Source organism: Donghicola mangrovi, from assembly GCF_013377535.1.
GTDB lineage: Bacteria > Pseudomonadota > Alphaproteobacteria > Rhodobacterales > Rhodobacteraceae > Donghicola > Donghicola mangrovi.
The window spans coordinates 67,427-92,983 of record NZ_JABCJE010000009.1; the positions used below are offsets into that span (position 1 = coordinate 67,427).

General features: G+C 61.5%; 21 protein-coding genes and 4 tRNA genes. 10 read left to right on the forward strand and 15 right to left on the reverse strand.

Features of this window, described 5'->3' with window-relative positions:
- Window positions 1-34 precede the first annotated feature (34 nt).
- Together fdxA and HJ536_RS15920 are read left to right on the forward strand one after the other, a co-directional pair.
- Window positions 35-373 carry a ferredoxin FdxA gene (gene fdxA, locus HJ536_RS15915; RefSeq protein WP_176855763.1) on the forward strand — a complete coding sequence of 113 codons (339 nt, stop codon included), beginning with the start codon at window positions 35-37 and terminating at the stop codon, window positions 371-373.
- Window positions 374-628: 255 nt separating this feature from the next.
- Entirely contained in the window at window positions 629-1,138 is a 510-nt protein-coding gene (locus HJ536_RS15920; protein ID WP_176855764.1) for a CarD family transcriptional regulator, read from the forward strand.
- 101 nt (window positions 1,139-1,239) lie between these two features.
- Here HJ536_RS15920 and cobS read toward each other — a convergent pair whose 3' ends face one another.
- Window positions 1,240-2,001, reverse strand: coding sequence for an adenosylcobinamide-GDP ribazoletransferase (gene cobS, locus HJ536_RS15925; protein WP_177158464.1), 762 nt, complete (start codon window positions 1,999-2,001; stop codon window positions 1,240-1,242).
- 72 nt (window positions 2,002-2,073) lie between these two features.
- Here cobS and cobT point away from each other — a divergent pair, with 72 nt between their 5' ends.
- Entirely contained in the window at window positions 2,074-3,081 is a 1,008-nt protein-coding gene (gene cobT, locus HJ536_RS15930; protein ID WP_177158465.1) for a nicotinate-nucleotide--dimethylbenzimidazole phosphoribosyltransferase, read from the forward strand.
- Between the two features lie 35 nt (window positions 3,082-3,116).
- On the opposite strand, the gene HJ536_RS15935 is transcribed toward cobT, so the two are convergent.
- Together HJ536_RS15935 and HJ536_RS15940 are read right to left on the reverse strand one after the other, a co-directional pair.
- Window positions 3,117-4,997 carry a monovalent cation:proton antiporter-2 (CPA2) family protein gene (locus HJ536_RS15935; protein ID WP_176855767.1) on the reverse strand — a complete coding sequence of 627 codons (1,881 nt, stop codon included), beginning with the start codon at window positions 4,995-4,997 and terminating at the stop codon, window positions 3,117-3,119.
- Window positions 4,998-5,126: 129 nt separating this feature from the next.
- Window positions 5,127-7,361 carry a hypothetical protein gene (locus HJ536_RS15940; RefSeq protein WP_177158466.1) on the reverse strand — a complete coding sequence of 745 codons (2,235 nt, stop codon included), beginning with the start codon at window positions 7,359-7,361 and terminating at the stop codon, window positions 5,127-5,129.
- Between the two features lie 166 nt (window positions 7,362-7,527).
- Here HJ536_RS15940 and HJ536_RS15945 point away from each other — a divergent pair, with 166 nt between their 5' ends.
- Window positions 7,528-8,241, forward strand: coding sequence for an SIMPL domain-containing protein (locus tag HJ536_RS15945; protein WP_177158467.1), 714 nt, complete (start codon window positions 7,528-7,530; stop codon window positions 8,239-8,241).
- 142 nt (window positions 8,242-8,383) lie between these two features.
- On the opposite strand, the gene HJ536_RS15950 is transcribed toward HJ536_RS15945, so the two are convergent.
- Window positions 8,384-9,367 (reverse strand): hypothetical protein, encoded by a 984-nt coding sequence (locus HJ536_RS15950; protein WP_228028755.1) that lies wholly within the window; start codon window positions 9,365-9,367, stop codon window positions 8,384-8,386.
- A 112-nt stretch (window positions 9,368-9,479) separates the two neighbouring features.
- Window positions 9,480-9,563 (reverse strand) — tRNA-Tyr (locus HJ536_RS15955).
- Between the two features lie 114 nt (window positions 9,564-9,677).
- Here HJ536_RS15955 and rlmB point away from each other — a divergent pair.
- Together rlmB and HJ536_RS15965 are read left to right on the forward strand one after the other, a co-directional pair.
- Window positions 9,678-10,457: a 23S rRNA (guanosine(2251)-2'-O)-methyltransferase RlmB gene (gene rlmB / locus HJ536_RS15960; RefSeq protein ID WP_176855771.1), complete on the forward strand. Its 780-nt coding sequence runs from the start codon at window positions 9,678-9,680 to the stop codon at window positions 10,455-10,457.
- Window positions 10,458-10,875: 418 nt separating this feature from the next.
- Entirely contained in the window at window positions 10,876-11,295 is a 420-nt protein-coding gene (locus tag HJ536_RS15965; protein ID WP_177158469.1) for a CoA-binding protein, read from the forward strand.
- On the opposite strand, the gene HJ536_RS15970 is transcribed toward HJ536_RS15965, so the two are convergent.
- From HJ536_RS15970 to hisA, 3 genes are all read right to left on the reverse strand, one after another.
- Window positions 11,296-11,607: a phosphoribosyl-ATP diphosphatase gene (locus HJ536_RS15970; protein ID WP_177158470.1), complete on the reverse strand. Its 312-nt coding sequence runs from the start codon at window positions 11,605-11,607 to the stop codon at window positions 11,296-11,298.
- Window positions 11,604-12,365 carry an imidazole glycerol phosphate synthase subunit HisF gene (gene hisF, locus HJ536_RS15975; RefSeq protein WP_177158471.1) on the reverse strand — a complete coding sequence of 254 codons (762 nt, stop codon included), beginning with the start codon at window positions 12,363-12,365 and terminating at the stop codon, window positions 11,604-11,606. The genes HJ536_RS15970 and hisF overlap by 4 nt, the downstream gene beginning before the upstream one ends.
- An 80-nt stretch (window positions 12,366-12,445) precedes the next feature.
- Entirely contained in the window at window positions 12,446-13,162 is a 717-nt protein-coding gene (gene hisA / locus HJ536_RS15980; RefSeq protein WP_177158472.1) for a 1-(5-phosphoribosyl)-5-[(5-phosphoribosylamino)methylideneamino]imidazole-4-carboxamide isomerase, read from the reverse strand.
- A gap of 141 nt (window positions 13,163-13,303) precedes the next feature.
- Here hisA and HJ536_RS15985 point away from each other — a divergent pair, with 141 nt between their 5' ends.
- Window positions 13,304-13,681, forward strand: a complete 378-nt coding sequence (locus HJ536_RS15985) for a DUF2147 domain-containing protein (RefSeq protein WP_177158473.1) — start codon at window positions 13,304-13,306, stop codon at window positions 13,679-13,681.
- A 95-nt stretch (window positions 13,682-13,776) separates the two neighbouring features.
- On the opposite strand, the gene hisH is transcribed toward HJ536_RS15985, so the two are convergent.
- From hisH to HJ536_RS16015, 6 genes are all read right to left on the reverse strand, one after another.
- The gene (gene hisH, locus HJ536_RS15990) at window positions 13,777-14,415 is read right to left on the reverse strand and encodes an imidazole glycerol phosphate synthase subunit HisH (protein ID WP_176855777.1); all 639 of its coding nucleotides are present in this window, start codon (window positions 14,413-14,415) and stop codon (window positions 13,777-13,779) included.
- Entirely contained in the window at window positions 14,415-15,002 is a 588-nt protein-coding gene (gene hisB / locus HJ536_RS15995) for an imidazoleglycerol-phosphate dehydratase HisB (protein ID WP_177158474.1), read from the reverse strand. Before hisB ends, hisH begins: the two co-directional genes overlap by 1 nt.
- Before the next feature lie 96 nt (window positions 15,003-15,098).
- A tRNA-Gly gene (locus tag HJ536_RS16000) sits at window positions 15,099-15,173 on the reverse strand.
- 24 nt (window positions 15,174-15,197) lie between these two features.
- Window positions 15,198-15,272: transfer RNA gene (locus HJ536_RS16005), tRNA-Gly, on the reverse strand.
- Window positions 15,273-15,307: 35 nt separating this feature from the next.
- Window positions 15,308-15,382: transfer RNA gene (locus tag HJ536_RS16010), tRNA-Gly, on the reverse strand.
- A gap of 201 nt (window positions 15,383-15,583) precedes the next feature.
- Entirely contained in the window at window positions 15,584-19,027 is a 3,444-nt protein-coding gene (locus tag HJ536_RS16015; protein WP_177158475.1) for a pyruvate carboxylase, read from the reverse strand.
- A 403-nt stretch (window positions 19,028-19,430) separates the two neighbouring features.
- Here HJ536_RS16015 and HJ536_RS16020 point away from each other — a divergent pair, with 403 nt between their 5' ends.
- Window positions 19,431-21,836 (forward strand): ATP-dependent helicase, encoded by a 2,406-nt coding sequence (locus HJ536_RS16020; RefSeq protein ID WP_177158476.1) that lies wholly within the window; start codon window positions 19,431-19,433, stop codon window positions 21,834-21,836.
- A gap of 530 nt (window positions 21,837-22,366) precedes the next feature.
- On the opposite strand, the gene HJ536_RS16025 is transcribed toward HJ536_RS16020, so the two are convergent.
- Window positions 22,367-22,582 (reverse strand): DUF1127 domain-containing protein, encoded by a 216-nt coding sequence (locus tag HJ536_RS16025; protein WP_177158477.1) that lies wholly within the window; start codon window positions 22,580-22,582, stop codon window positions 22,367-22,369.
- A 1,477-nt stretch (window positions 22,583-24,059) separates the two neighbouring features.
- On the opposite strand from HJ536_RS16025, the gene mraZ reads away from it, so the two are divergent.
- Both mraZ and rsmH read left to right on the forward strand, forming a co-directional pair.
- The gene (gene mraZ, locus HJ536_RS16030; RefSeq protein ID WP_176855781.1) at window positions 24,060-24,566 is read left to right on the forward strand and encodes a division/cell wall cluster transcriptional repressor MraZ; all 507 of its coding nucleotides are present in this window, start codon (window positions 24,060-24,062) and stop codon (window positions 24,564-24,566) included.
- A gap of 4 nt (window positions 24,567-24,570) precedes the next feature.
- On the forward strand, window positions 24,571-25,557 hold the full coding sequence (gene rsmH / locus HJ536_RS16035; RefSeq protein ID WP_177158478.1) for a 16S rRNA (cytosine(1402)-N(4))-methyltransferase RsmH: 987 nt from the start codon (window positions 24,571-24,573) through the stop codon (window positions 25,555-25,557).

Genomic DNA, 25,557 nt, shown 5'->3' on the forward strand with positions numbered 1-25,557 from the left:
TAGCTAACGCCGACAGCCAAAGAGCGAGATCCCCATGACCTATGTCGTTACTGATAACTGTATTGCCTGCAAATATACCGACTGTGTCGAGGTCTGCCCCGTAGATTGCTTCTACGAAGGCGAGAACATGCTGGTGATCCACCCTGACGAGTGCATCGACTGTGGTGTATGCGAGCCCGAGTGCCCCGCCGACGCGATCCGTCCGGACACCGAGCCGGATATGGAAAAGTGGGTTGAATTCAACCGCAAGTATTCGGAAATGTGGCCCGTGATCGTCGAGCGCAAAGACGCGCTGCCCGAGGCAACCGAGCGCGACGGCGAGCCCGACAAGCTGAACAAGTACTTCTCCGAAGCGGCTGGCGAAGGGAACTGATTCCCTGCCGATTCGGCACTGATTCAGGGCAATCTGGTGCATCCCCTTGATTCTCAGGGGATTCACACTCTTGTGTGGCCCTTTGAATGATACGCAAAATCTGCTATATAACAGTGCTATAGAACGGAACCGATTTATCCCCGCGGTCCCAGACGGGGGTAATCATCTGGCAGCATTGGCTTACCCGAGCGCAATCTTAGGGGATTGCGGCGCGGTTTTTTTGTCCTTTGTCTGCCGCGTGCGAGGAAGGATTGCATGAGCAAATCTAAAGCCCCCGAATTTCGTCCCAACGATTATGTTGTCTACCCGGCCCACGGCGTCGGTCAGATCATGTCCATCGAGGAACAGGAAATTGCCGGCCTGAAGCTGGAACTGTTCGTGATCTCGTTCGAGAAGGACAAGATGACCCTGCGCGTGCCGACCAACAAAGCGACCGAAGCCGGTCTTCGTTCGCTGTCGACCCCGGACGTCATTTCGCAGGCGATGGCCACCCTCAAGGGTAAGGCCAAGGTAAAGCGCGCCATGTGGTCGCGCCGCGCTCAGGAATACGAACAGAAGATCAACTCGGGCGATCTGATTGCGATTGCCGAAGTTGTACGTGACCTGCACCGTGCTGACGACCAGCGCGAGCAGAGCTATTCCGAGCGTCAGCTGTACGAAGCCGCGCTGGAGCGTCTGACCCGCGAAGTGGCCGCCGTGACCGGTGGTGACGAAGTGGCTGCCGCCAAGAAAGTCGACGACGTTCTGATGTCGCGCGCTGCCTGATCCGAGGATCCGGTTGTAGAACTAAAAGAGCCGCCCTTGGTTGGGGCGGCTTTTTTCTTTGGGCTTGGGGCATGTGTCTGGCGCGGTGCCGGTGAGTATTTTTACAAAGAAGAAGGCAGAAGCGCCGCCAGAGCGATGAGCGCCGCGATTTCGGTCAGCTGTTGCGATGCGCCGAGGATGTCGCCGGTTTGCCCGCCGATTTTGCGCAGGGCGATTGTGGCCCATAGGGCGGCGATCGCAGCGGCGGCGAGGCAGGGGATGGGGCCTAGAAGGGGCAGGGCGATTGCCAGCCCCGTTGCGGCCGAGGTGAGGGCGGTGGGCTTGGTCGGGGAGCCGACAGAGCTGGAGAGGCCGTTCTTGCGCGCTTGGGGCAGGAAGGCCATCAGCGGGGACATGGCGCTGCGACTCAGGGCGCCGAGGCCGGCCAGAACGACAACGGGGTGGGCCGATTCCAGGACCAGCGACAGCAGCGTGACCCGCCAGAGCAGCGAGAGCGCGATGGCGATGACCCCGTAGGCCCCTGTGCGGCTGTCCTTCATGATCTCGAGGCGGCGTTCCGGTGTCCAACCACCCCAAAGGCCGTCGGCACTGTCGGCGAGGCCATCCTCGTGCATGGCGCCGGTCAGGATGACCGAGGTGGTCAGGGCGGCAATGGCCTGAACCAGTGGCGGCAGGCCAATCGCGCTGATCCCGAGGGCCACAACCCCCGCGAGCGCGCCGATCAGGGCTCCGGCAACCGGATAGGCCCAAGTGGCGCGAGCAGAGCGCAGAGCGGCGTGTTCGGGATCGACCCGGACTGGAATACGCGACATAAGGCCCATTGCGGCCGGTAGGTCTTGCCAGTGGAAGAAGGGCTGTGTCATGGGCACTTCGCTGGTTGGGGCGGGTTGCCGTTACATATCGGCTTTGACGAACGAATCAACAGGGGGCACACAATGCAGAACGATAGCTTTGCCGCACAGATGCAGGCGCACTTGCAGGCAGCCAAGGGACCGAGCGCAGCCGCTCAGGCAGAGGCTTCGGCCCGTAACGATGTTCTGACCAAGCCGCCGGGGGCCTTGGGCCGCCTTGAGGATCTGGCGATCTGGTACGCCAGTTGGCGCGGTGATGCGCGTCCCCAGATCACTGCGCCTCAGGTCATCGTGTTCGCGGGCAACCATGGTGTTGTCGCGCAGGGCATTTCGGCATTCCCCGCCGAGGTGACCGTCCAGATGGTGGCGAACTTTGAACGGGGCGGGGCGGCGATCAACCAGCTGGCCAACCTGCACGGTGCCAAAATGGAAGTCGTGGCGCTGGAACTGGATCGCCCGACCTTTGACTTTACCCAGCGCGCGGCGATGGATGCGGCGCATCTGGATGCGGCCCTGAAGGCGGGGTGGGATGCGGTTGATCCCGCATCGGACCTGCTGGTCGTGGGCGAGATGGGTATCGGCAACACCACCGCAGCGGCGGCTATTTCCCTGGCGCTGTTTGGCGGTGAGGCGGCAGATTGGGTCGGTCGCGGCACCGGTCTGGACGATGCTGGCGTGGCCCGCAAGGCCGAGGTGATCGCCAGGGCGCTGGAAGTGAACGCCCCCGAGGGCCCGCTGGAAGTGCTGCGCTGCGTTGGCGGCCGTGAGGTCGCGGCGATGGCCGGTGCGATTGCCCGCGCGCGGGTCGAGAATATCCCCGTGATTCTGGACGGCTTCATCTGCTGCTCGGCGGCGGCTGTTCTGGAAAAGCTGGTCGAAGGGGCCTTGGACCACTGCGTGGCGGGTCACCGCAGCGCAGAGGCCGCCCATGGGCGCGTGCTGGAGGCATTGGGCAAAGAACCCCTGCTGACCCTTGGTCTGCGTCTGGGTGAGGGCTCTGGTGCGGCGCTGGCGATTGGCATTCTGAAGGGCGCGATTGCCTGCCATTCGGGCATGGCATCCTTTGCCGAAGCGGGCGTCAGCGACGGCTGATCAGCCCACAATCGCGAAACGAAGAAAGGCGTCCCTCAGGACGCCTTTTTGTTTGCCTCACTGCTGGTTTCGAGTTGGGCCAGCAGGGTGGTCTCCAGCTCTTTCTCCAGCTCTTTGGCGCGAGCGATGTAGGGCTCGTTTTCGGCGGCGGGCACGTCGGGCTTCCACAGCTTTGCCAGTTCGCTGACCGTGTGGCGGTCGTGGTGATAGAAGACTCGCTGCGCCTCGGCGGCCTCGAACTCCGTCATGCCAAGGTTTTCCAGCACATAGCGACCAGCACGAAGCGAACTGTCGAACAGCTCTCGAACAATGTCATCGGCACCAGCGGCATAGAGCGAATACACGTGGTTCCGGTCGTGGGCGCGGGCGATGATGTGCAGCTTGGGGTGGCTCTTGCGGGCGAACTGCACAAGGCGCGTGGCCTTCTCGGGATCATCAAGGGCGACGACCAGAATGCGCGCCTCGCTCAGGCCAGCCGCACGCAGCAGGTCGGGGCGGGTTGGGTCGCCGAAGAAGCCTTTGAACCCGAATTTGCGCATCAGTTGGATGGTCTTGATGTCGTGATCGATCACCACGGTTTTATAGCCGCAGGACTGCACCAGACGGTTCACGATCTGACCAAAGCGCCCGATGCCCGCGATGATCACGGGGCCTTTGTCGTCGATCACGTCCTCGACGATGGGGGCGTCAGCGGCGGCAGCGCGGGCTTTGCGTTCGAACAGGATGAACAGCAGCGGGGTGATCAGCATGGTGATCGCGATGGCCAGCAGAATGACCTGCCCCTGAGGGGCGCTCAGCACGTTGGTCTGGGTCGAGAACGACACCAGCACAAAGCCGAACTCGCCCGCTTGGGCCAGCCCCAGCGTGAACAGCCAGCGCCCGCGGGGACGCAGCCGGAACAGGCGAGCAATGATATAGAGCACCGAGCCCTTGATCAGGATGATTGCCGCCGCAATGCCGAGGATGGTCAGCGGTTTGGCGAACAGCAATCCAAAGTCGATGCCCGCGCCCACGGTGATAAAGAACAGCCCCAGAAGCAGGCCCTTGAACGGCTCAAGGTCGCTTTCCAGCTCGTGGCGGAATTCGGTGTTGGCCAGAACCACACCGGCCAGAAACGTCCCCAGCGCGGGCGACAGGCCCACCATCGTCATCAACAGGCCTATGCCTACCACGATCATCAAGGCCAGCGCGGTGTACATCTCGCGCAGTTTGGCGGCGTGGATGTAGCGAAAGACGGGGCGGGTCAGGTAGATGCCGGTCAGAATGATGGCCACCACAGCCCCCAGCGTGATCAGGGTCACGCCCCACGCAGGCAGGCCGTCCACCAGACTGATGGCGCTGTGCTCGGCATCCTCGACTGGTCCGACGCGGATCGAGCCATCGGGGGCAAAGCCCGGTCCGGCCGCCAATCCCAGCAGCGGCAGGATCGCCAGCATCGGGATCACCGCCATATCCTGCGTCAGCAGCACCGAGAATGTCGCGCGCCCGCCATTGGTCTGGACCAGACCCTTTTCGGTCAGGGTTTGCAGCACGATCGCGGTCGAGGACAGGGACAGGATCATCCCCACCGCCAGCGACGTCTGCCAATCATAGTTGTACCACATCCCCAGCGCGGTCATTGCGCCCGTGGTCAGGGTAATCTGCAGGCCCCCCATGCCGATCAGCTTGTGCCGCATGTCCCACAGGGTGCGGGGCTCCAGTTCCAGACCGATCAGGAACAGCATCACCACCACGCCATATTCGGCAAAGTGCTGCAGGTCCTTGGTCTCGGACCCGACAAGACCCAGAACGGGGCCAATCACGATACCGGCGGCGATATATCCCAGAACGGACCCAAGACCGAGACGGGCTGCAATCGGAACCGCAATCACTGCGGCCACAAGGTAAATCAAAGTGTCTAAAAGAATGACGTCCATCTAGGGGCTTATTTCCATAATCTGCTCGGCCCTAGTTTAAGGCGTATTACCGCCAAGGCCAGTGCTGCACTGCAATGCAGCAATGAACGCACGGGAAAGTGTGTCCCTGAAAGATAGGAATTCCGGCCCTTAGCCCTTGGGCATGGACAGCACGACGTTGCGGCTGCCTTTGACCAGACGGATGGCATCCGCACTGATAGCGGTAACCTTGCTGCCTTCGATCTTGTCGCCGACCTGAACCTTTTTGTAGCGGCCGTTGGGCAGGCGGATCAGGGCGCGGCGGTTCGAATCCGATCCATAGACCCCGATCAGGTTCATTTCCTTGAGGGATATTACATTATCCTCGGTCGCGGCCTTGGTCACCGAAGCCTTGGAAGGCAGGGAGGGCGCGGCAGATTTCTTGGTCGCCGCCGAAGCAACCTGCACAGGCGCGGCCTTGGACGGGGCGGGGGCCAGATCCTTGGGGCGGGCCTTGGGCATGAGCGAGGAGTTGGCGACCAGATCCTCTTGCTCTTCTTCGCTGATGCCAGCGGTGCTGCCACCCGACGCCTCGCGCAGGGCGTCCATGACGGCGGCGGCGGTTTCGGGGCTGGCGGCGGGGGCCTCGGCCACTGCGGGCGGGGCGGGCACCAGATCATCCGGACGGGCCTTGGGGCGGCGCGAAGCCATCTCGGCCAAGGTCAGACCACCAAGGCGGCTGCGCTCCAGCTTCTCTGCCAGATCGTCAGGGCGGGCCTGCGGGCGGATCTTATAGGCGGGGGCCTCGGGTTCAGCCTCGGCGACTTCGGTCTCGGCGGGGGCTGTTTCGGGGCGGGTCGGGGGCACCACAGGCGGGTTGCCAAGGAACACGCGATAGCCACCGGGGGCCAAGGTGCCCTCGGGCGTCGGTCGCACCAGACCGTTTTCATCCAGCGCGAACTTGTGCTCGGCCGCGGTAGGCAGGCCTTGGCGCGGGGGCAGTTCGTCCAGCGCCAGTTCGTTCGTCTCGGGCAGGGACACGGCGTCCAGCGACGGCACTGCACGGTCCTTGGAGGGGACGTAGACATCCGCGTCAGAGGGCACATCGGGCAGGGTCGGCGCCACAGGGGCCATCGCGTAGATGCCCGTCCGCGCATAGAGGTCCTGTAGCTGCTCGGGGGTCATGGCGACCTGTTCCGGAGCGGCCTCGGGCGCGGGGTCTGTGGGCTGGACCGGCAGCAGATCGACCGCATCCCCGTGCATCGCCAGCGCTTCGTCCGTTTCTTCGGAACTGGGGGCAGGGGTGGTCAGATCGGTGTCGGTGTCCGGCTCGCTTTCCAGTTCGGCGGTGTCCAGTTCCTCGGCGGGAACGGTGGTCACGGGGATCGCAACGGGTTCGGACTGGGCCGTGATCTCGGCGGGTGTGTCGCCGGTGAAGAGGGTCGCAGTGGCCCCGACAACACCCATGAACAGGATAACCGCGGCGGTCGCCATTAGGCCCAGTTTCGCGTGATCCTGCCCCTTGGGCAGCGGCAGCTTGGTAGAGGCCAGCATCCCGCCAATCACCGTAAACATCCCTGCGGCGACCGAGGTCCGCTCGGCCTTCAGCGGGGTTTTGCGGGCAGTAGCGGGCGCCTTGGGGGCGGTGCGATGGGCGGTCAGCGTAGCCGCACTCAGGTCGGGCGTTGGCTCTGGGTCCTCATCGGGGGTGGAAACCTCGATGAAGGGGGCCTCAACCTCGGCCTCGCGCTCTTTGGTGGCGGCGTGCAGCGCACTGAGCGAACTGTTCTCGACCGCGCCCCCGAAATCGGGCAGGGGGATTTTGTCATCGCCGCCAAGGTCACCCGCGTTGATCTGGGCCTCGCCGGTAATGCGGATCAGCTCGAAATCCCGTTGGACTTCTTCGCCCTTGGGCATGACTTCGCGCGCATGAAGCGAGGTGCCTAAGTAGGGCTCGGCGGGATAGTTTGCGGACGCTTCGGGGATCGCGCCAAAGGAATAGGGGTTGAACCCGTGCTCCAGCGCAAAGGCCTCGGCCTCGTCGAGCGTTTCGTGAGCTACGGCGGCCACAGACACGTTGCCATCGGTCAGGCGTACGCAGTCGAAATTCAGTTGCTCGACCCGATAGGGGGTCGCTCCTTCGAGCGCGATGCGGGCGGCGGAACGTTCCTGTCCGGGGGCAACGCCGCTCATGGTCAGGTAGCGGATTTGTTCGTCGGGGATCACGATCTTGCAGCGCAGGCCATCGGGCGACAGCGCCAGGGCACGGTCGCGCAGCTTGGCCAGCGCCGCGGGTAGGTCCGCAGCATCCAAAGCCACGTCACCGACCAGCAGCCAGCCATCTTCGCCCCGTTGCAGCAGGCGAATTCCATTAAAGGTCAGCGAAAGCGCGAAATTCGTAATCATCGGTCTTTAGATACCACCCCGCCCCATCCCGGGGTAGCTTCGTCCAAGCTTGTGCCTCAGATTACAGCAGGAAACCGCCTAGAGAAAGACAATATGCCTAAAGGGTGTTTTGCATTTCAGGATGCCTTGGGAAACCATTGCCTCAGGGAAACAGAGGAGAAATCCCATGAAATTTCTAGGACTGGTCGCAGGTGTCGTGATGATGGCGGCGGTTCCGGTATATGCGCAGACCGCAACTATTCAGGTGGTCGGAACGGGCACAGTCGTGGCCGAGCCGGATATGGCGGTGATCACATTGGGCGTGTCCGAAGAGGCCCGCGATGCAGCGGCGGCAATGGAAACGGTGTCTTCCAAAGTGGCGGCCATTCTGGATGCCCTGGCCCAAGCCGGAATCGCCGAGCGCGACGTGCAGACCCAGAACGTTTCGGTCTCGCCGGTGTGGAACAACACCTCGACCGGAAATAACCCGCGTATCACGGGGTTTGAGGCGACCAACACCGTCGCCGTCCGTGTGCGGGTTCTGGACAGTCTGGGCTTTGTGATTGATCGCGTTCTGGATTCGGGCGCGAACCAGATGAACGGGCTGACCTTCCAGATCACCGACGATTCTGCGCTGCTGGAACAGGCGCGCCGTGCCGCCGTGCAGGACGCCATGGCAAAGGCGCAGCTTTATGCGGATGCGGCGGGTGTCACGCTGGGGTCCGTGCTGACCCTGCAAGAGACCGGCAACATGCAAGAGACCGCGCGCATGGATATGGCAATGATGGCTGCCCCCAAAGGCGCCCCCATTGCCAAGGGCGAGCTGTCCCAGACTGCGACGGTTTCGATGACCTTTGCGATCCAGCAGGCGGGGCAGGACACAGGCTCCACACCCGAATAACCGTCACCTAATCCGTAGGTTTGCAGCGGGGCCCACCATGACAGGCCACCTGCAAACTGCACTAACCCGATCGCAAAAGGGGGACGCGGCCAATGCTGCGTCCCCCTGAATTTTTCCCGAATCGGCTGGACCCGTGCGCAAGTCAGCGCATCCAGAAGCCCTCTTTCTTGATCCGGTTGCGAATGCCCTGTTCCTTGCGCGGCAGATCATTCTGGTCGAACAGGGCGCGCACTTTCTTGCCGCGGCCTTGATAGACCATGCGTTTGATCGGGTCGTAGTTTTTGAGGATCTTCTTGATCTTGTTCGGGGCGGTGACCTCTTCGATCACGCTGATCACAGCCTCGCTCTCACGCGCATAGAGCAGGGGTAGTACGCGGTAGTGGCACGTGGTGCGTCCGTCCAACCAGCCGTCCTCTAGCGCGCCGAATCCGCCGCCAAAGCTGTGCAGGACCAAGGGCAGGGCGATCTGGTCCAGCCATGGCCAGATTTCCTGACAGACCAGCTCTGCGGGGCGGGTGTCGCGAATCCCCAGAGCGATCTCCAGATACCGCGCCCCAAAGGCCGCCGCGTCACGGTGATAGAAGAAGCCCGCGTTGAAATAGGGGTAGCGGCGCCAGAATTCCTCGGGCCAGCTTTTGTCCAGCGCGCTGTCCATTTCCAGCCCGAACTGGCGGTAGAGCGACTCCCACGTGGCGTGATAGCCGGGGCCATACAGTTCGATCTGCGGCCAAGTGGATTCGCGCCGCATCGAGGCCGCAGGGCGGTCAAAGTCGAATGGCACTTTGCGGATGTCGTCCAGCACCAGCGTGTCGGTGTCGAAAAACACGAACGGGCGGTCGGTGGGGACGACCTTCAGGCACTCGATCTTGTTCCCGTTAGGGTAGTCCTGACCAAAGTGCTCGTTGGCAAAGGGCAGGATCTCGGCGCCCATGGATTCGAGCGCCTCGCGCACCTCGGAACCCATCCGCGGATCGCTGTTCCACTTGGGGCCGGGCTGCGGTTCGCAGACCAGAAGGCGGCCTTTGAACTTGGGGCTCTTGGCGCGCAGGGATGCGGCGAAAACCAGTGCCTCGTATTCCAGACGACCCGCTTGGGCGACGATGACTATGTTGAAAACTTCGCTCATGGACCCTCGGAAAAACATAACCCAGCCTGACTATAGGCAGGTAAAACCCATTGAAAAAGAGGCGTTTTTATTTTCGTGAGGCTTAGTCCCATCCATTCTCTCAGAAGGAGAATGGTGGGCGACCCTGGAATCGAACCAGGCATGGGTCTCCCCGGCGGAGTTACAGTCCGCTGCCGCACCTTGCAGCTCGTCGCCCTGACGTGGGGCGCTGTCTAACCCTGACCCGTGGGGGCGTCAACAGGAAAATCTCTTGTACTTCAAAGAATGTGCAGGCACTGAGGCGCACGTCAGTAAACAAAGGGCCGAAGCCATGAAAAAACCGAAGTGGGTCGTGGAAAAAGAGCAATCCAAGCGCGCTGCCTCGAAAGAAACGGTGTGGTTGTTTGGTCTTCATGCCGTTCGTGACGCGCTGGAAAACCCCGCCCGAGTCAAATTGCGACTCGTGGTGACGCAGAATGCGCAGGCAAAACTGCAGGACGCGATCGACAAAGCCGGAATCACCCCCGAGTTGTCGGACCCCCGCAAGTTCGCCGCCCCTCTGGACCCTCAATCCGTGCACCAGGGCGCCGCGCTTGAGGTGAAGGCGCTGGACTGGGGCAAGCTCGAGGATATCTGCATCGGCCACCCCGACCGCGCGCCCCGTGTGGTTCTGCTGGACCGCGTCTCTGATCCCCATAACGTGGGCGCGATTCTGCGTAGTGCCGAGGTGTTCGGTGCCTGTGCCGTGATCGCCCCCGCGCGCCATTCCGCCCCCGAGACCGGCGCTCTGGCCAAGACTGCCAGCGGCGCGTTGGAACGCCAGCCCTATCTGCGTGTGGGCAACCTGTCCCAAGCGATGGAGCGTCTGCGCGACATGGGCTACCTGCTGCTGGGTCTGGATGGTCTGGCCGAGCAAACCATCGAGCAGGCTCTGGTGGGGCAATACGACCGCCCTGTGGCGCTGGTTCTGGGCTCCGAAGGGCCGGGCCTGCGCGAAAAAACCCGCGAAACCTGCGATTCGCTGGTCAAGATCGAGTACGCCGGTGCCTTTGGGTCGCTGAACGTGTCGAACGCAGCTGCGGTGGCGCTCTACGCCTCGTTGGGCAAGTGAATCGGTTCGGGCTGCCTGCCTGACGGGCGGGCAGCCTGACCTCACGTTTAGTTGACCGGCAGCCTGAGTCGCTGCGCAACGGCGGTTTTACGGATCGGTCGGGGTCTGCGGGTCATCCATCGCTGCGGTGCAGCGAATTTTACGAATCGCCTAGTAAAATATGGGTGAATTTCCTGCGGCACCCTCTCGTTCTGGCTGAGCGGGGCAAAAATCGACAGGTTTTTCCCGCGGCGCCCCAAGGGTTTAGAGCTGTTCACAGCTTTATTACATGCCCTTTAAGTTCCGAAATGGTCTCCTAGGTTCATAGGTGTCGCGGGGCCGGAACCCTCGCGGTTACTTCACTGTCCCTCGTTCCGTACCTTTGCCCGGGCCCCCAGAGCCCGGGCTTTTTTCTGCCAACTGTCTGACAGGATTGCGAATGACCCAGACCGACGCCCAACTCCGCGACATTCTGACCAATGCCAAAACCATTGCCTTGGTGGGTGCGTCCTCGAACCCGGCGCGGCCCAGTTTTCAGGTCGGGAACTTTCTGGCGGGGCAGGGGTATCGGGTGATCGGGGTGAACCCCGGTCTGGCAGGCCAGCAGCTGTACGGAGAGACCGTTGTAGGCGCGCTGGGGGACATCACCGACCTCGTGGACATCGTGGACATCTTTCGCGCCGGAGAGGCCGTTCCAGCCATCGTAGAAGAGGCCCTGAGCCTGTCTGGTCCGCGGACCATCTGGCTGCAGCTGGGTGTGGACAGCGCCGAAGGTGTGGCGCTGGCCCAAGAGAACGGCCTGAAGGTCGTTGAGAACCGCTGCCCGAAGATCGAGATGCCTCGCCTCGGGATGGTTTGATTATTTGCGGGCTGCCTTTTCGGCGATGCCAGAGGTGCCTTCGCGGCGCTCTAGCTCGGCTTCGACATCGGACAGGTCCACGTCGCGGGCGCGCAGCATGACCAGCAGGTGATAGAGCACGTCCGCCGCTTCGCCGATCAGCTTCTCGCGGTCGTTTTTCACGGCCTCGATGATGGCTTCGATCGATTCCTCACCAAATTTCTCGGCGCATTTCTCGGGGCCCTTGGACAGCAGCTTGGCGGTCCAGCTGGTGTCGGGGCTGTCCCCGACGCGGGCGGCGATGGTGTCGTTCAGGCGGTGCAGGGCGCTCATGTCAGCCTCATGGGGATGCCGGCGGCGGCCATGTGGGCCTTGGCCTCGTGGATGGTGTGCACGCCAAAGTGGAAGATCGACGCGGCCAGAACGGCGCTGGCGTGGCCTTCGGTGACGCCCTCGACCAAGTGATCCAGATTGCCGACGCCGCCCGAAGCGATCACGGGGATGTCCACCGCGTCCGCGATGGCGCTGGTTAGCGGCAGGTTAAAGCCTGCGCGGGTGCCGTCACGGTCCATGCTGGTCAGAAGGATTTCCCCTGCGCCCTTTTCCGCGACGAGACGCGCGAATTCCACAGCGTCGATGCCGGTCGATTTGCGGCCCCCGTGGGTAAAGATTTCCCAGCGGCCCGGTTCCACAGTTTTCGCGTCAATCGCACAGATGATGCACTGGCTGCCGAACTGGTCCGCCGCGCGGGCGATCACATCGGGGTCCGCCACAGCGGCCGAGTTAAAGCTGACCTTGTCAGCGCCCGCCAGCAGCAGAGCCCGCACATCCGCATTGGTCCGCACGCCGCCACCGACGGTCAGGGGCACAAAGCACTGCTCGGCCGTGCGGGTCACCAGATCGTACATGGTGCCGCGGTTTTCGTGGGTCGCGTGAATGTCGAGGAAACATATCTCGTCCGCACCGGCGGCGTCATAGGCGCGCGCGGCCTCGACGGGATCGCCCGCGTCAATCAGATCGACAAAGTTCACGCCTTTGACCACTCGGCCATCGGCAACGTCCAAACAGGGGATGATACGTGTCTTGAGCATGGCTCTTCTCTTAGGCGGTGGCGCGGGATGCGTCCAGCGGGGCCAAAGCAAAAGGGCCGCGCGGTGGCGGCCCGATCCGGTTATTTCAGCGCGGCGATGGCTTCTTCGAGGTTGATTGCGCCGTCGTAGAGTGCGCGGCCCGAGATCGCGCCGGAAATGACGCCGGTGTCGCGCAGGGCGATCAGGTCGGTCAGGCTGCTGACGCCGCCCGAAGCGATAACGGGGATTTGCACGGCGCGGGCCAATGCTTCGGTCGCCTCGATGTTCGGGCCTTGCATTGCGCCGTCGCGGTTGATGTCGGTGTAGATGATCGCCGCAACGCCAGCGTCTTCGAAGGATTTCGCCAGATCGGTGACCATGACGTCGGTTTCCTCGGCCCAGCCTTTGGTGGCGACTTTGCCGTTGCGGGCGTCGATGCCTACAGCGACCTTGCCGGTGAATTCACGGGCCGCTTCGCGCACCAGATCGGGATTTTCCACGGCGACTGTGCCAAGGATGACACGGGCCAGACCCTTTTCTATCCAAGTGGCGATGGTCTGCATGTCACGGATGCCGCCGCCAAGCTGCGCGGGGACGTTGGTGGCCGCAAGGATCGCCTCGACCGCGGCGCCATTCACAGGCTCGCCCGCGAAGGCGCCGTTCAGGTCCACCAGATGCAGCCATTCGCAGCCCGCATCCTGAAATGCCAGCGCCTGTGTGGCCGGGCTGTCCGAGAACACGGTCGCCTTGTCCATGTCACCGCGTAGAAGGCGCACGGCCTGTCCGTCTTTGAGGTCGATGGCGGGGTAAAGGATCATGGCAGAACGCTCCGGCGAATGGGAATTTCGGTTGGGTGGCAAATTGCATGGACGGGGGCGAAATGCAACGGACCTGACGTTAGGCTTGATTCGTAAGGCAGGCTCGCTCAGTCTGCGCTCACTCATTAGGAGGAGATGGGTATGAAGAAAATTCTGGCAGCCGCGCTGGTGCTGATCGCAGGCGCTGCGCAGGCGGGCGATGTCTACGGGGTGTGGCAGACCGAAACCAGCGAGAAGGGGTCATTCCTGCATGTGCGTGTCGGCCCTTGTGGTGACAAGGTGTGCGGCGTGATCGACAAGGTGCTGGGTGGGGGTGACGAATCCATCACCGGCAAGACGATCATCTGGGATATGGCGGATCAAGGCTCTGGCGCGTTCGGGGGCGGTAAAATCTGGGCTCCGGATACGGACAAGACCTATAAGAGCAAGATGGCGCTGAACGGTGACACGCTGCAGGTGTCGGGCTGTATTCTGGGTGGGGCGATTTGCCGGTCGCAGAACTGGAGCCGTGTGAACTGATTTTGCTTCTTCGGATGTAAGAAACCCCGCCGTGGTGTTGGCCGCGGCGGGGTTTTTATTCGAGTATTTTCAGCAAAAAGAAGCCGGATCGCGTGTCAGGGTTTCCAGTTGAGGAAGTTGGCGATCAGTTGAAGGCCGATTTGCTGGCTCTTTTCCGGGTGGAACTGGAAGCCGAGCAGGTTGTCGCGGCCAACGATGGCGGTGACTTCGGTGCCGTAATCCACATGGGCGAGGCGCTCGGCGGCGGTGTCCACGGTGAAGTGGTAGGAGTGCACGAAATACGTGTGATCGCCCGTTTTCACGCCGTCAAAGACGGGGTGGGGGGTGTCGATCACCAGGTCGTTCCAGCCCATGTGCGGCACTTTGAGTGTGCTGTCGGTGGGGCGGATTTTGTCGACGGTGCCTGCGATCCAGTCAAAGCCCTTGGTCTCGGTGTATTCGAGCCCGCGGGTGGCAAGCATTTGCATACCGATGCAGATCCCGAGGAAAGGTTTGCCCTGTTTGATGGCGACTTCCTCAATGGCCTCGAAGAGGCCCGAGTGGTTGAAGAGCGCCTGTTGGCAGGCGGGGAAAGCCCCGTCGCCGGGCAGGACGACGCGGTCGGCTTTGCGCACGACCTCGGGGTCGGCAGTGACGATGACAGGGCCGTGGCCCTGTTCTTGGGCCATCCGTTGGAACGCCTTTTCCGCTGAGTGCAGATTGCCGCTTTCGTAGTCGACGATCACCGTGGTCATCAGAGCGCGCCCTTGGTCGAGGGCAGGGCACCTGCGGCGCGGGGATCGGGTTCGACCGCTTGGCGCAGCGAACGGGCCACGGCCTTGAATGCGGCTTCGGCGATGTGGTGGCTGTTGAACCCGTTCAGGCAGGCGATGTTCAGGGTGATGCCGCCGTGGGTGCTGAGTGCCTGAAAGAATTCGCGCACCAATTCGGTGTCGAAGGTGCCGATTTTCTGGCTCGGGAAGGTCATGTCAAAGTGCAGGAAGGGGCGGTTCGACAGGTCGAGCGCCGCACGCACCAGCGTGTCGTCCATGGGCAAGAGGCAGCTGCCATAGCGGTTGATGCCCTTTTTGTCGCCAACGGCCTGCTTGATCGCCTGACCCAGCGCGATGCCGGTATCCTCGACCGTGTGGTGGTCGTCGATGTGCAGGTCGCCATTGGCACGTGCGGTGATGTCGATCATCGAGTGGCGGGCCAACTGCTCCATCATGTGGTCGAAAAAGCCCACGCCGGTCTTGATGTCATACTTGCCGGTGCCGTCCAGATCGACGGATACGCTGATCTGGGTTTCGGTGGTGTTACGGGTGATTTCGGCGCGTCGCATGGGCCCCTCCGTTAGAACTCGCGGCCTTGTAGCGCGATGCGGGGGCAAGGCCAAGCGGCCCGTTTCATGTTCTGTCGTCGGAAGTTTTGGTCTGTATGGAGCGGGCGAGGCGATTCGAACGCCCGACCCTAACCTTGGCAAGGTTATGCTCTACCCCTGAGCTACGCCCGCACTCTCATACAGTCATCGGTTTTCTGGAGCGGGCGAGGCGATTCGAACGCCCGACCCTAACCTTGGCAAGGTTATGCTCTACCCCTGAGCTACGCCCGCTTCCTTGGGAAAACCGATCCCTATCTACCTTCTTCTGGAGCGGGCGAGGCGATTCGAACGCCCGACCCTAACCTTGGCAAGGTTATGCTCTACCCCTGAGCTACGCCCGCACCGTTGAAGGTGAGGCGCTGTTTAATGCTGTCCCGCAGAGGCTGCAAGAGGAAAAAGCCACCTTTTTGCAGGAAATTTTCAAACGGCTCTTCGGAAGGGTAGGAAGCATGTGAAAATCCCCTGATTTCAAAGGGTTTCGGGGCCCAAAGAAAAAGGCGCGCCATCGTGGGCGCGCCTTTGGTGTTCGGTGTGGGGCCGGATTACTCCAGCTCGACCAGCAGGTCCTTGGCGTCGATCTGGTCGCCCGGTTTGACGTGAACCGCTTTGACCACGCCCGCCTTTTCGGCGTGCAGACCGGTTTCCATCTTCATCGCTTCGATGGTCAGGATCAGATCGCCGGTGCTGACCTTCTGGCCTGGAGTGACGCTGAGCGAGGCCACAACACCCGGCATCGGCGCACCGATGTGGCTGCTGTTGCCGGCTTCGGCCTTGGGGCGGACGGCGCTGGTGGCTTTGACCTTACGATCGGGTACGCGGATCACGCGGGGCTGACCGTTCAGTTCAAAGAACACCTTCACTTCGCCCTTGTCGTCGGCTTCGCCAACGGCCTGCAGGCGGATTTCCAGCGTTTTGCCGGGATCGATCTCGACGCTGATCTCCTCGCCGGGTTCCATGCCGTAGAAGAAGGTCTTGGTCGGCAGGGTGCGGACGGGGCCATAGGTCTTGTGGCGCGACATGTAGTCGGTGAAGACCTTGGGGTACATCAGGTAGCCGTTCAGATCCTCGTCATCAATCGGCTCTTCGAAGTCGAGCGATTTGGTGACCGACAGGCGGGTTTCCTCGATGTCGATGGGGGCCGCGTGCAGACCGGGACGGTCGGTGTTGGGCTGATCACCCTTCAGGACCTTGGCGATGATGTTCGCGGGGAAGCCGCCCGGAGGCTGGCCCAGATTGCCGCGCATCATGTCCACGACCGAGTCGGGGAACGCGATATCACGCTTTGGGTCTTCGACATCGGCGCGGGTCAGGCCTTGAGACACCATCATCAGCGCCATGTCACCGACCACCTTGGACGAAGGGGTCACTTTGACGATGTCGCCGAACATCTGGTTCACGTCCGCATAGGCATGCGCCACCTCGTGCCAACGCTCTTCCAGGCCCAGGCTGCGGGCCTGCGCCTTGAGGTTGGTGAACTGGCCACCGGGCATCTCGTGCAGGTAAACCTCGGACGAGGGCGACGCGAGGCCGCTTTCGAACGCGGCGTACTGGCCACGGACCTGTTCCCAGTAGTCGCTGATCTGGCGCACGGCCTCGACATCCAGTCCGGTGTCGCGGTCGGTGTGACGCAGAGCCTCGACGATCGAGCCCAGAGCCGCCTGAGAAGTACCACCCGAGAACGCATCCATCGCCGCGTCAACTGCATCCACGCCCGCGTCAGCGGCCGCCAGAATGGTTGCGCCAGCAATGCCACTGGTGTCGTGGGTGTGGAAGTGGACGGGCAGGCCGACCTCTTCTTTCAGGGCTTTGACCAGAATGCGGGCTGCGCCGGGCTTCAACAGGCCCGCCATGTCCTTCAGACCCAGAACGTGGGCGCCAGCGGCCTTCAGCTCTTGGGCCATCGAGACATAGTACTTCAGGTCGTACTTCGCGCGGTCGGGGTTCAGGATGTCGCCGGTGTAGCAAACGGTGCCTTCCAGAATCTTGCCCGATTCCAGAACCGCATCCATCGCGACGCGCATGTTTTCCACCCAGTTGAGGCTGTCGAACACCCGGAACACGTCAACGCCGGTCTCTGCCGCCTGCTTGACAAAGAACTTCACCACGTTGTCGGGGTAGTTGGTATAGCCAACACCGTTCGCACCACGCAGCAGCATCTGGGTCAGGACGTTCGGCATACGCTCGCGCAGGTCACGCAGACGCTGCCACGGGCATTCCTGAAGGAAGCGATAGGCCACGTCAAAGGTCGCGCCACCCCAGCATTCCACCGAGAACAGCTGCGGCAGGTTGTGCGCATAGGCGGGCGCCACGCGGATCATGTCGATCGAGCGCATACGGGTCGCCAGCAGCGACTGGTGGCCGTCGCGCATGGTGGTGTCGGTCAGCAGCAGTTGCTTTTGGGCAGCCATCCAGTCGGCCACGGCCTGCGGACCCTTTTCGTCCAGCAGGGTCTTGGTGCCGGGGGCAGGGGTGTCGGCCAAAAGCTTGGGCGCGCGGGGTTTGATGTCCGCGTGGGGTTTCACGCGGCCAGCGGTTTCGGGGTGACCGTTGACGCTGATATCCGCGATGTAGGTCAGCACCTTGGTGCCGCGGTCGCGGCGGGCGCTGAAGTCGAACAGCTCGGGCGTCGTGTCGATGAACTTGGTGGTATATTCGTTCGACAAGAAGGTCGGGTGCTTCAGCAGGTTTTCCACGAACGCGATGTTGGTGGACACGCCGCGGATACGGAATTCACGCAGTGCGCGGTCCATGCGGGCGATCGCCATGCCGGGGGTCGGCGCCCACGCAGTCACCTTGGTCAGCAGCGAGTCGTAGTAGCGGGTGATGACCGCGCCGGAATACGCCGTGCCGCCGTCCAGACGGATGCCCATACCAGTCGCCGAGCGATAGGTGGTGATCCGGCCATAGTCGGGGATGAAGTTGTTCTGCGGGTCCTCGGTGGTCACGCGGCACTGAAGCGCGTGGCCGTTCAGGGTGATGTCCGCCTGCGAGGCTTTGCCAGTGGCTTCTTCCAGCGTCTTGCCTTCGGCGATCAGGATCTGAGCGCGAACGATGTCAATGCCTGTGACTTCTTCGGTGACGGTGTGTTCCACCTGAACGCGGGGGTTCACCTCGATGAAGTAGAAGTTGCCCGACTCCATATCCATCAGGAATTCGACGGTGCCGGCGCATTCATAGTTCACATGGGCGCAAATCTTGCGGCCCAGTTCACAGATTTCATTGCGCTGCTCTTCGGACAGATAGGGGGCAGGGGCGCGTTCCACGACTTTCTGGTTGCGGCGCTGCACCGAGCAGTCCCGTTCCCACAGGTGATAGATGCCGCCGTGCTTGTCCCCAAGGATCTGAACCTCGACGTGGCGTGCGCGGATGATCATCTTTTCCAGATAACCCTCGCCGTTGCCAAAGGCGGCTTCGGCTTCGCGGCGGCCTTCGCTGACCTTGGTGGCCAGTTCCGACTCTTCCTGAATGGGGCGCATACCGCGGCCACCGCCACCCCACGATGCCTTCAGCATCAGGGGATAGCCGATCTCGGCGGCTTCTTTCTTGATGGCGTCCATGTCGTCACCCAGCACCTCGGTGGCGGGGATGACGGGAACACCGGCCTCGATCGCGACGCGGCGCGCGCTGGCTTTGTCGCCAAGGGCACGCATGGTCTGCGCTTTGGGGCCGATAAAGGTGATGCCGGCGTTTTCACAAGCCTCGACGAAGTCGGGGTTTTCCGACAGCAGGCCGTAACCGGGGTGGATGGCATCCGCGCCACATTCCTTGGCCACGCGGATGATTTCGGGGATCGACAGGTAAGCCGCGACGGGACCCATCCCTTCGCCGATGCGATACGCTTCGTCCGCCTTGAAGCGGTGAAGGCTCAGCTTGTCTTCTTCGGCATAGACGGCAACCGTCTTCTTGCCCATTTCGTTTGCGGCCCGCATGACGCGGATCGCGATTTCCCCCCGGTTCGCGATGAGGATCTTTTTAAATTCGGTCATAGTAAGAGTCCCGACAGTCTCACAGGTTGTGCCACTCGCACGGCGTTGAAAGGTGCTACCGCTAACTCCCCTGATAGCGATAACACCCCTTTAAAATCAGTCAGCAAGCAGATCCTTGCTGCGTGTGCAGCCTGATTATAATTCGCCGCCGTGCAAGTGCGAAATTTCACACACTTCCGGGTTTGCAGTGTGGTGGCGATAACATCCCGGTTATAATGGTTGCGCTAAAAGTTATGTTTATCAGACTGTTACAAAGCAAAACTTTGCAACTTTGCTGACGTGAAAATAATTCAGGAATTTGCAAGTATAATTGCAAATGCGCCCGGTTCTGCCGAGGGAAAATTTGTGAACATTCTGGGAACACCTCTTCCCCTTGGGCGGGGGGCAGGCTATTTTCCCCGCCATGAGCAGCTTTGATGAATTCGATGCCTTCGAAGGCGCCTCCTTGTCCGCCCGTGCCATGGCCGCGCGGCCCACGCCCTATCTGGACGATCTGAACCCCGCGCAGCGCGAGGCGGTCGAGGCGTTGGATGGCCCCGTTCTGATGCTGGCGGGCGCTGGCACCGGCAAGACCAAGGCCCTGACCTGCCGCATCGCCCATCTGCTGAACACGGGCCGCGCCCGCCCGAACGAGATTCTGTCGGTGACCTTTACCAACAAGGCCGCCCGCGAAATGAAAGAGCGTGTGGGCCGCCTGATGGGCCAAACGGTCGAGGGGATGCCTTGGCTTGGCACCTTCCACTCGATCTGCGTCAAGCTCTTGCGCCGTCATGCGGAACTGGTGGGGCTGAAAACCAACTTCACCATTCTGGACACGGACGACCAGATTCGCCTGCTGAAACAGTTGCTGCAGGCCTACCATATAGATGACAAGCGTTGGCCCGCGCGCCAGCTGTCGGGAATCATCAGCCATTGGAAGAACCGTTGCTGGTTGCCCGATGCCGTTCCGGGGGGCGAGGCTGGGGCGTTCAACAACCGCGGGGTCGAGCTGTACAAAGCGTACCAGACCCGTCTGCGCGAACTGAACGCGGTGGATTTCGATGACCTGCTTCTGCACATGGTCACGATCTTCCAGCACCACAACGACATCCTGTCCCAGTACCAGCGCTGGTTCAAATATATCCTCGTGGACGAGTATCAGGACACCAACGTGGCCCAATATCTGTGGCTGCGGCTCTTGGCGCAGGGGCACCGGAACATCTGCTGCGTGGGCGATGACGACCAGTCGATCTACGGCTGGCGCGGGGCCGAGGTGGGTAACATCCTGCGCTTCGAAAAGGATTTCGAGGGCGCCCACGTGGTACGCCTTGAACAGAACTACCGCTCGACCCCCCATATTCTGGCAGCTGCATCGAACGTGATCCGTGGCAACGAATCCCGCTTGGGCAAAGAACTGTGGACCGACAAGGACGAGGGCGAGAAGGTGCGCCTGATCGGCCATTGGGACGGCGACGAAGAGGCCCGCTGGATTGGTGAGGAAATCGAATCCCTCCAGCGTGGCACCCGAGGGTTACGACCCTATTCGCTGGATGACATGGCGATTCTGGTCCGTGCCTCGCACCAGATGCGCGGGTTCGAGGACCGCTTCCTGACCATCGGCCTGCCGTATCGCGTCATCGGCGGCCCCCGTTTCTATGAGCGGCTCGAGATTCGGGATGCCATGGCCTATTTCCGCGTGGTTTGCTCGAATGATGACGATCTCGCCTTCGAGCGGATCGTGAATACGCCCAAACGCGGCCTTGGGGATAAGGCGCAGCAAACGATCCAGCAGACAGCCCGTCAGCACGGGGTTTCTTTGGTCGAGGGGGCGCGCATCCTGCTGGACGAAAAGGGAATCGGCGGGAAAGGGGCCAAAGAGCTGCGGACCCTGATTGACGGCATGGACCGCTGGTCCGCCGTGGCGCGGACCCACACCAACCGCGTCGTTCTGGAAGACGACGACGCGGTGATCGACGATGGCGGCGCGCGTACTTCGATGTCCCATATCGAACTCGCGGAAACCATTCTGGACGAGTCGGGCTACACCACCATGTGGCAGAACGACAAAACCCCCGAGGCCCCGGGCCGGTTGGAAAACCTCAAGGAATTGGTCAAAGCACTGGAAAGTTTCGAGAATCTGCAAGGGTTCCTCGAGCACGTCAGCTTGGTCATGGACAATGAGTCAGAGGTTGAGGGCGCCAAGGTCTCGATCATGACGCTGCACGCGGCCAAGGGCCTGGAGTTCCCCGTCGTCTTTCTGCCCGGGTGGGAGGATGGCTTGTTCCCCTCGCAGCGCGCGATGGATGAGACGGGCCTCAAGGGGCTCGAGGAAGAACGCCGCCTTGCTTATGTGGGGATCACCCGCGCCGAAGAATTGGCGACCATCAGCTTTGCAGGCAACCGCCGTGTTTATGGCCAGTGGCAAAGCCAGATGCCCTCGCGGTTTGTGGATGAGCTGCCCGAGGATCACGTCGAGGTTCTGACCCCGCCCGGCCTGTATGGCGGCGGTTACGGGGCGGCCAGTCCCGTGTCATCCCGTTTGGACGAACGTGCGGCCAGCGCGAATGCCTATAACTCGCCGGGTTGGAAGCGCCTGCAAGACCGAAGCGGGACGCGCACCCTGAGCCAGCCCAAGGAATCCCGCGCTCCGGTCATCGACGCTCAGGCGATCAGCAGCCACACGGTGGGCGACCGTGTGTTCCACCAGAAATTCGGATACGGCCACGTGATCGGGATCGAGGGCGACAAGCTCGAGATCGCGTTCGAGAAGGCTGGCGTGAAAAAGATCGTCGCGCGTTTCGTGACGGCTCCGAACGACATCCCGTTCTGACGCAACTCTTTCTTGGTGAAAATACCCAACAAGGCCGCCTTCGGGCGGCCTTTTCGCGTTCTGACATGGCGTGCGGAAAATAAAAAAGCGGTGGCGCCAGGGAGGAGGAGAGGCGCCACCGCTAAAATACAGATGCTGCAGGGAGGAGGAGGGCAGCGTCTGATCCCGGTTATAGGGCACGGCGATATCCAGGGAGGAGGAGAGGATATCGCCGCTGATAACAGATGCCGCAGGGAGGAGGAGAGCGGCCTCTGATCTCGAATTAGGTGCGGCGACACAGGGAGGAGGAGAGTGTCGCCGCTAGATTACAGAATGCTCAGGGAGGAGGAGAGAGCATCCTGATCTCGAATTTGAGTGCGGCGATACCCGAGGGAGGAGGAGAGGGTATCGCCGCAGATTACAGACGCCGCAGGGAGGAGGAGAGCGGCTATCTGAACCCGGTATAGGTTTGGCGGTGGACCAAAGGGAGGAGGAGAAGGTCACCGCCAGCTCACAGAAACGGGGGAGGACCGTTTCTGAAATCGTTATTCTTAGAGAGCGCCGAAACGCTCGTTAGCAGCTGCGATCGCGATGCCGGTGATCTGCGAACGGTGCAGACCCAAGTCAGCCAGCTCACGCGAGGTCAGAGCGTTCAGCTCTTTGACGGTCTCGCGGATCAGCATCTGACGTGCAAAGCGAACTTTCAGCCCTTCGAAGAAACCAGCAAAGCCAGCCTTCTGTGCGCGGATCTCGGTTGCGTATGCCATCGTTACAGCCTTCAAATCGTTAAGCGGTCAGCGTGTCGTTCGGGTGTGTCCATCGGACGTTGCTGTCCTGTTGAGATTGAATTTACTCCAATGCTGCAGATGCACAATCCCACGAACGTTCAAGGCCGGTATGCGTTCGATGCATGCCTGTTGCGCCTGTCATTTTGGCAAACGGGGGCTCTGGTGCGCTGTTTATTGGGCGAAGCGCGGTTGTTTTCGCTAACGGCGGGTTTGGATCGATATGCGCGGGCGGTATGGCGCGCGGGGCAAAACATGCGCCCATACCGCGCGATTTTGCCTTTTTTCTCTGAGTTATAGCGCGTGGGTCGCGCAGGCCTGTGCGAAAGAATAGCCGGAGTCTACGGCCGAAGTCGGGCAGGGGAAGCCATCCATTGGTCCTATCCCGTCTTTCTGGCCCACGTGGCGCCGGGTGGGGCGGGCTGATCCGGTTGGGATCGCAAGGGAAGGGCGACTCAGATTGGGATGGGATGGGATGGGCGCCCCGCATGGGACGGGGATGGGATGACATGGGAAAGGCGTCAGTCTCCCCGCCAAGTGCGCCCATGGCGTCCCAATCCAGCCCAAAACGAGGCTATCCAATCCCCATCTCCGCCGGATTTCGCGGGGCCCTCTATATATAGGGGGTCTAAACATGAGGCCGAATGGGACGCCATCCCACCGCCGCCCAAATCCACCGGCGATTCCATGGGATCGCATGGGACAGGGCATCACAGCCTTCGAATCCTGTCACTGAATCACGCGTAATCGAGGGTTCGTGAACGAAATCGCCTTATTTTTTAGCCCCTGCAGAAGGAAACTTATCCACTGCCATCTGCGAAGAACGGCTCGCATCTATGGGAATCCACTGGTTAATCCGCTCTTGTGGGTAACTCGGCCGTGGGAAATTGCGGGAAATTAGGTCCGCTTACAGTTCACAGGAATCACTTTTTGGCGTGATTCCGTGAGTCTTGGGGGTTTACGACCGAATAGGGGCATAAACTTTCGACAGTTTTGAAAGTTTTTTATCGGTTTTAAGGGGGAACTTATCCACATCCCGGACCCCCTATATTGTGTGTGCGCCGGAAGGGGCTGCGCCTAGATATTCCTAAAATGAGAAAATGGGTCTCGCAAAATGAGAGGGTAGTTAACGGTTATCCACAAGGGTAGGTCCCCCAGTTCCCCAAAAAAACCGTTGATTACCATGAATTCCCATGGCATCCCTAACTCACAAGATGAGAACGGGCTAACAAAGGGACGACAAAAGATCCCGATATGGCTCAGGCAGTTTCATACAGGCACCCCGCTTTCATCCAAATAGATCCGGCTTGTGGGCATTATACATCCCCCCAGGTGGCTTGCACAGCCGGACACCCAGTAATGGGACGAGGGGCGGCGGGTTGAGCAGTGGCAGACGCTCAACCCGCCGTTTTCGTTCCAGCATACCGGTTAACCCAATGACCTGGGGTCGGAGCGGGCAGTGAGCCAACAGTGGTTCATAGGTGAGAGCCACCATAAGGTGGATACGAAAGGCCGGGTCTCGATCCCCGCAGCCTTCCGTAAAGTTCTTGCCGCCGGCGATCCCGATTTTTCCGAAGGCGCAAATCCGCAGGTTGTCGTTGTCTATGGTGACGCGCGCCGCGATTATCTTGAGTGCATGACCATCAAGGCCATGAACAAGATCCAGCGCAAAATCCTGAAAATGCCGCCCGCGAGCCCCCAGCGCCGCGCGCTGCAGAAAATGTACTCGACCCAGGCACTCGTTACGTCCGTTGACGAGACCGGACGTCTGGTATTGCCCGCGAAACTGCGCAACAAGATCGGCATCGATAGTGAGGCCGTATTCGCAGGGACCGGCGAGAATTTCCAGATCTGGAGCACCGAGACCTACGAGCTTGAAAACGGGCTTGTGACCGGCGGTGACGACTTTGATCCGGACCTCGATCCTTCGCACTACCTGTTCGGCGACGACGAAGACGAGGATTAATAACATGTCGCAGGACCCCCAGACAGGCGCCCCGCATATTCCGGTACTGATCCGGCCCTTGATCGCGGCAGTTGCGCCCGTCAGTGGCACGTGGCTGGACGGAACCTTTGGGGCAGGGGGCTATACCCGCGAATTGCTGGCGGCTGGCGCGGACAAGGTGATCGGCGTGGACCGCGACCCCTTGGCCCATGAAATGGCCCAGAAGTGGATCGGCGAGTATAACGGCCGGATCGAACTGGTCCGTGGTACTTTTTCCCGCCTTGATGAATATGCGCAGGATTTGGACGGCGTTGTGCTGGACCTCGGGGTTAGCTCGATGCAGCTGGATCTGGCGGAGCGCGGCTTCAGCTTCATGCGCGAGGGGCCGCTGGACATGCGTATGTCTCAGGACGGTCCCAGCGCCGCCGATCTGGTGAACGAAGCGACCGAAGCCCAACTGGCCGACATTATATATCTGTTCGGAGAAGAGCGCGCCTCGCGCCGGATCGCCAAGTCCATCGTCAAGGCCCGCACTCTGGCGCCGATCACCACGACCCTGCGTCTGGCCGAGATCGTCGAAGGCTGCCTGCCGCGCGCCAAACCCGGTCAGGCCCATCCCGCCACGCGGACCTTCCAAGGGCTGCGGATCGCGGTGAATGACGAATACGAAGAATTACTGGGTGGCCTGATCGCCGCCGAAAAGGCTCTGAAACCCGGTGGCAAACTGGCTGTCGTGACCTTCCACTCGATCGAGGACCGGATCGTCAAACGCTTCCTGACGCTGGCCTCGGGTGGGGGTGGCCGCGCCAACCGCTATGCCCCCGAGACAGAACAGCCAAAAGAACGTTTCAAATTGACGCCTCGCAAGGCGATCGCGCCCGATTCAGAAGAGTTGGCAATCAACCCGCGTTCGCGTTCGGCCAAGTTGCGCGTCGCGGTACGTACCGAAGTCCCCTCCGGAGATGTGGATGCAGAGGCCCTTGGCCTGCCGCGTTTGAAAAGGAACGGATAG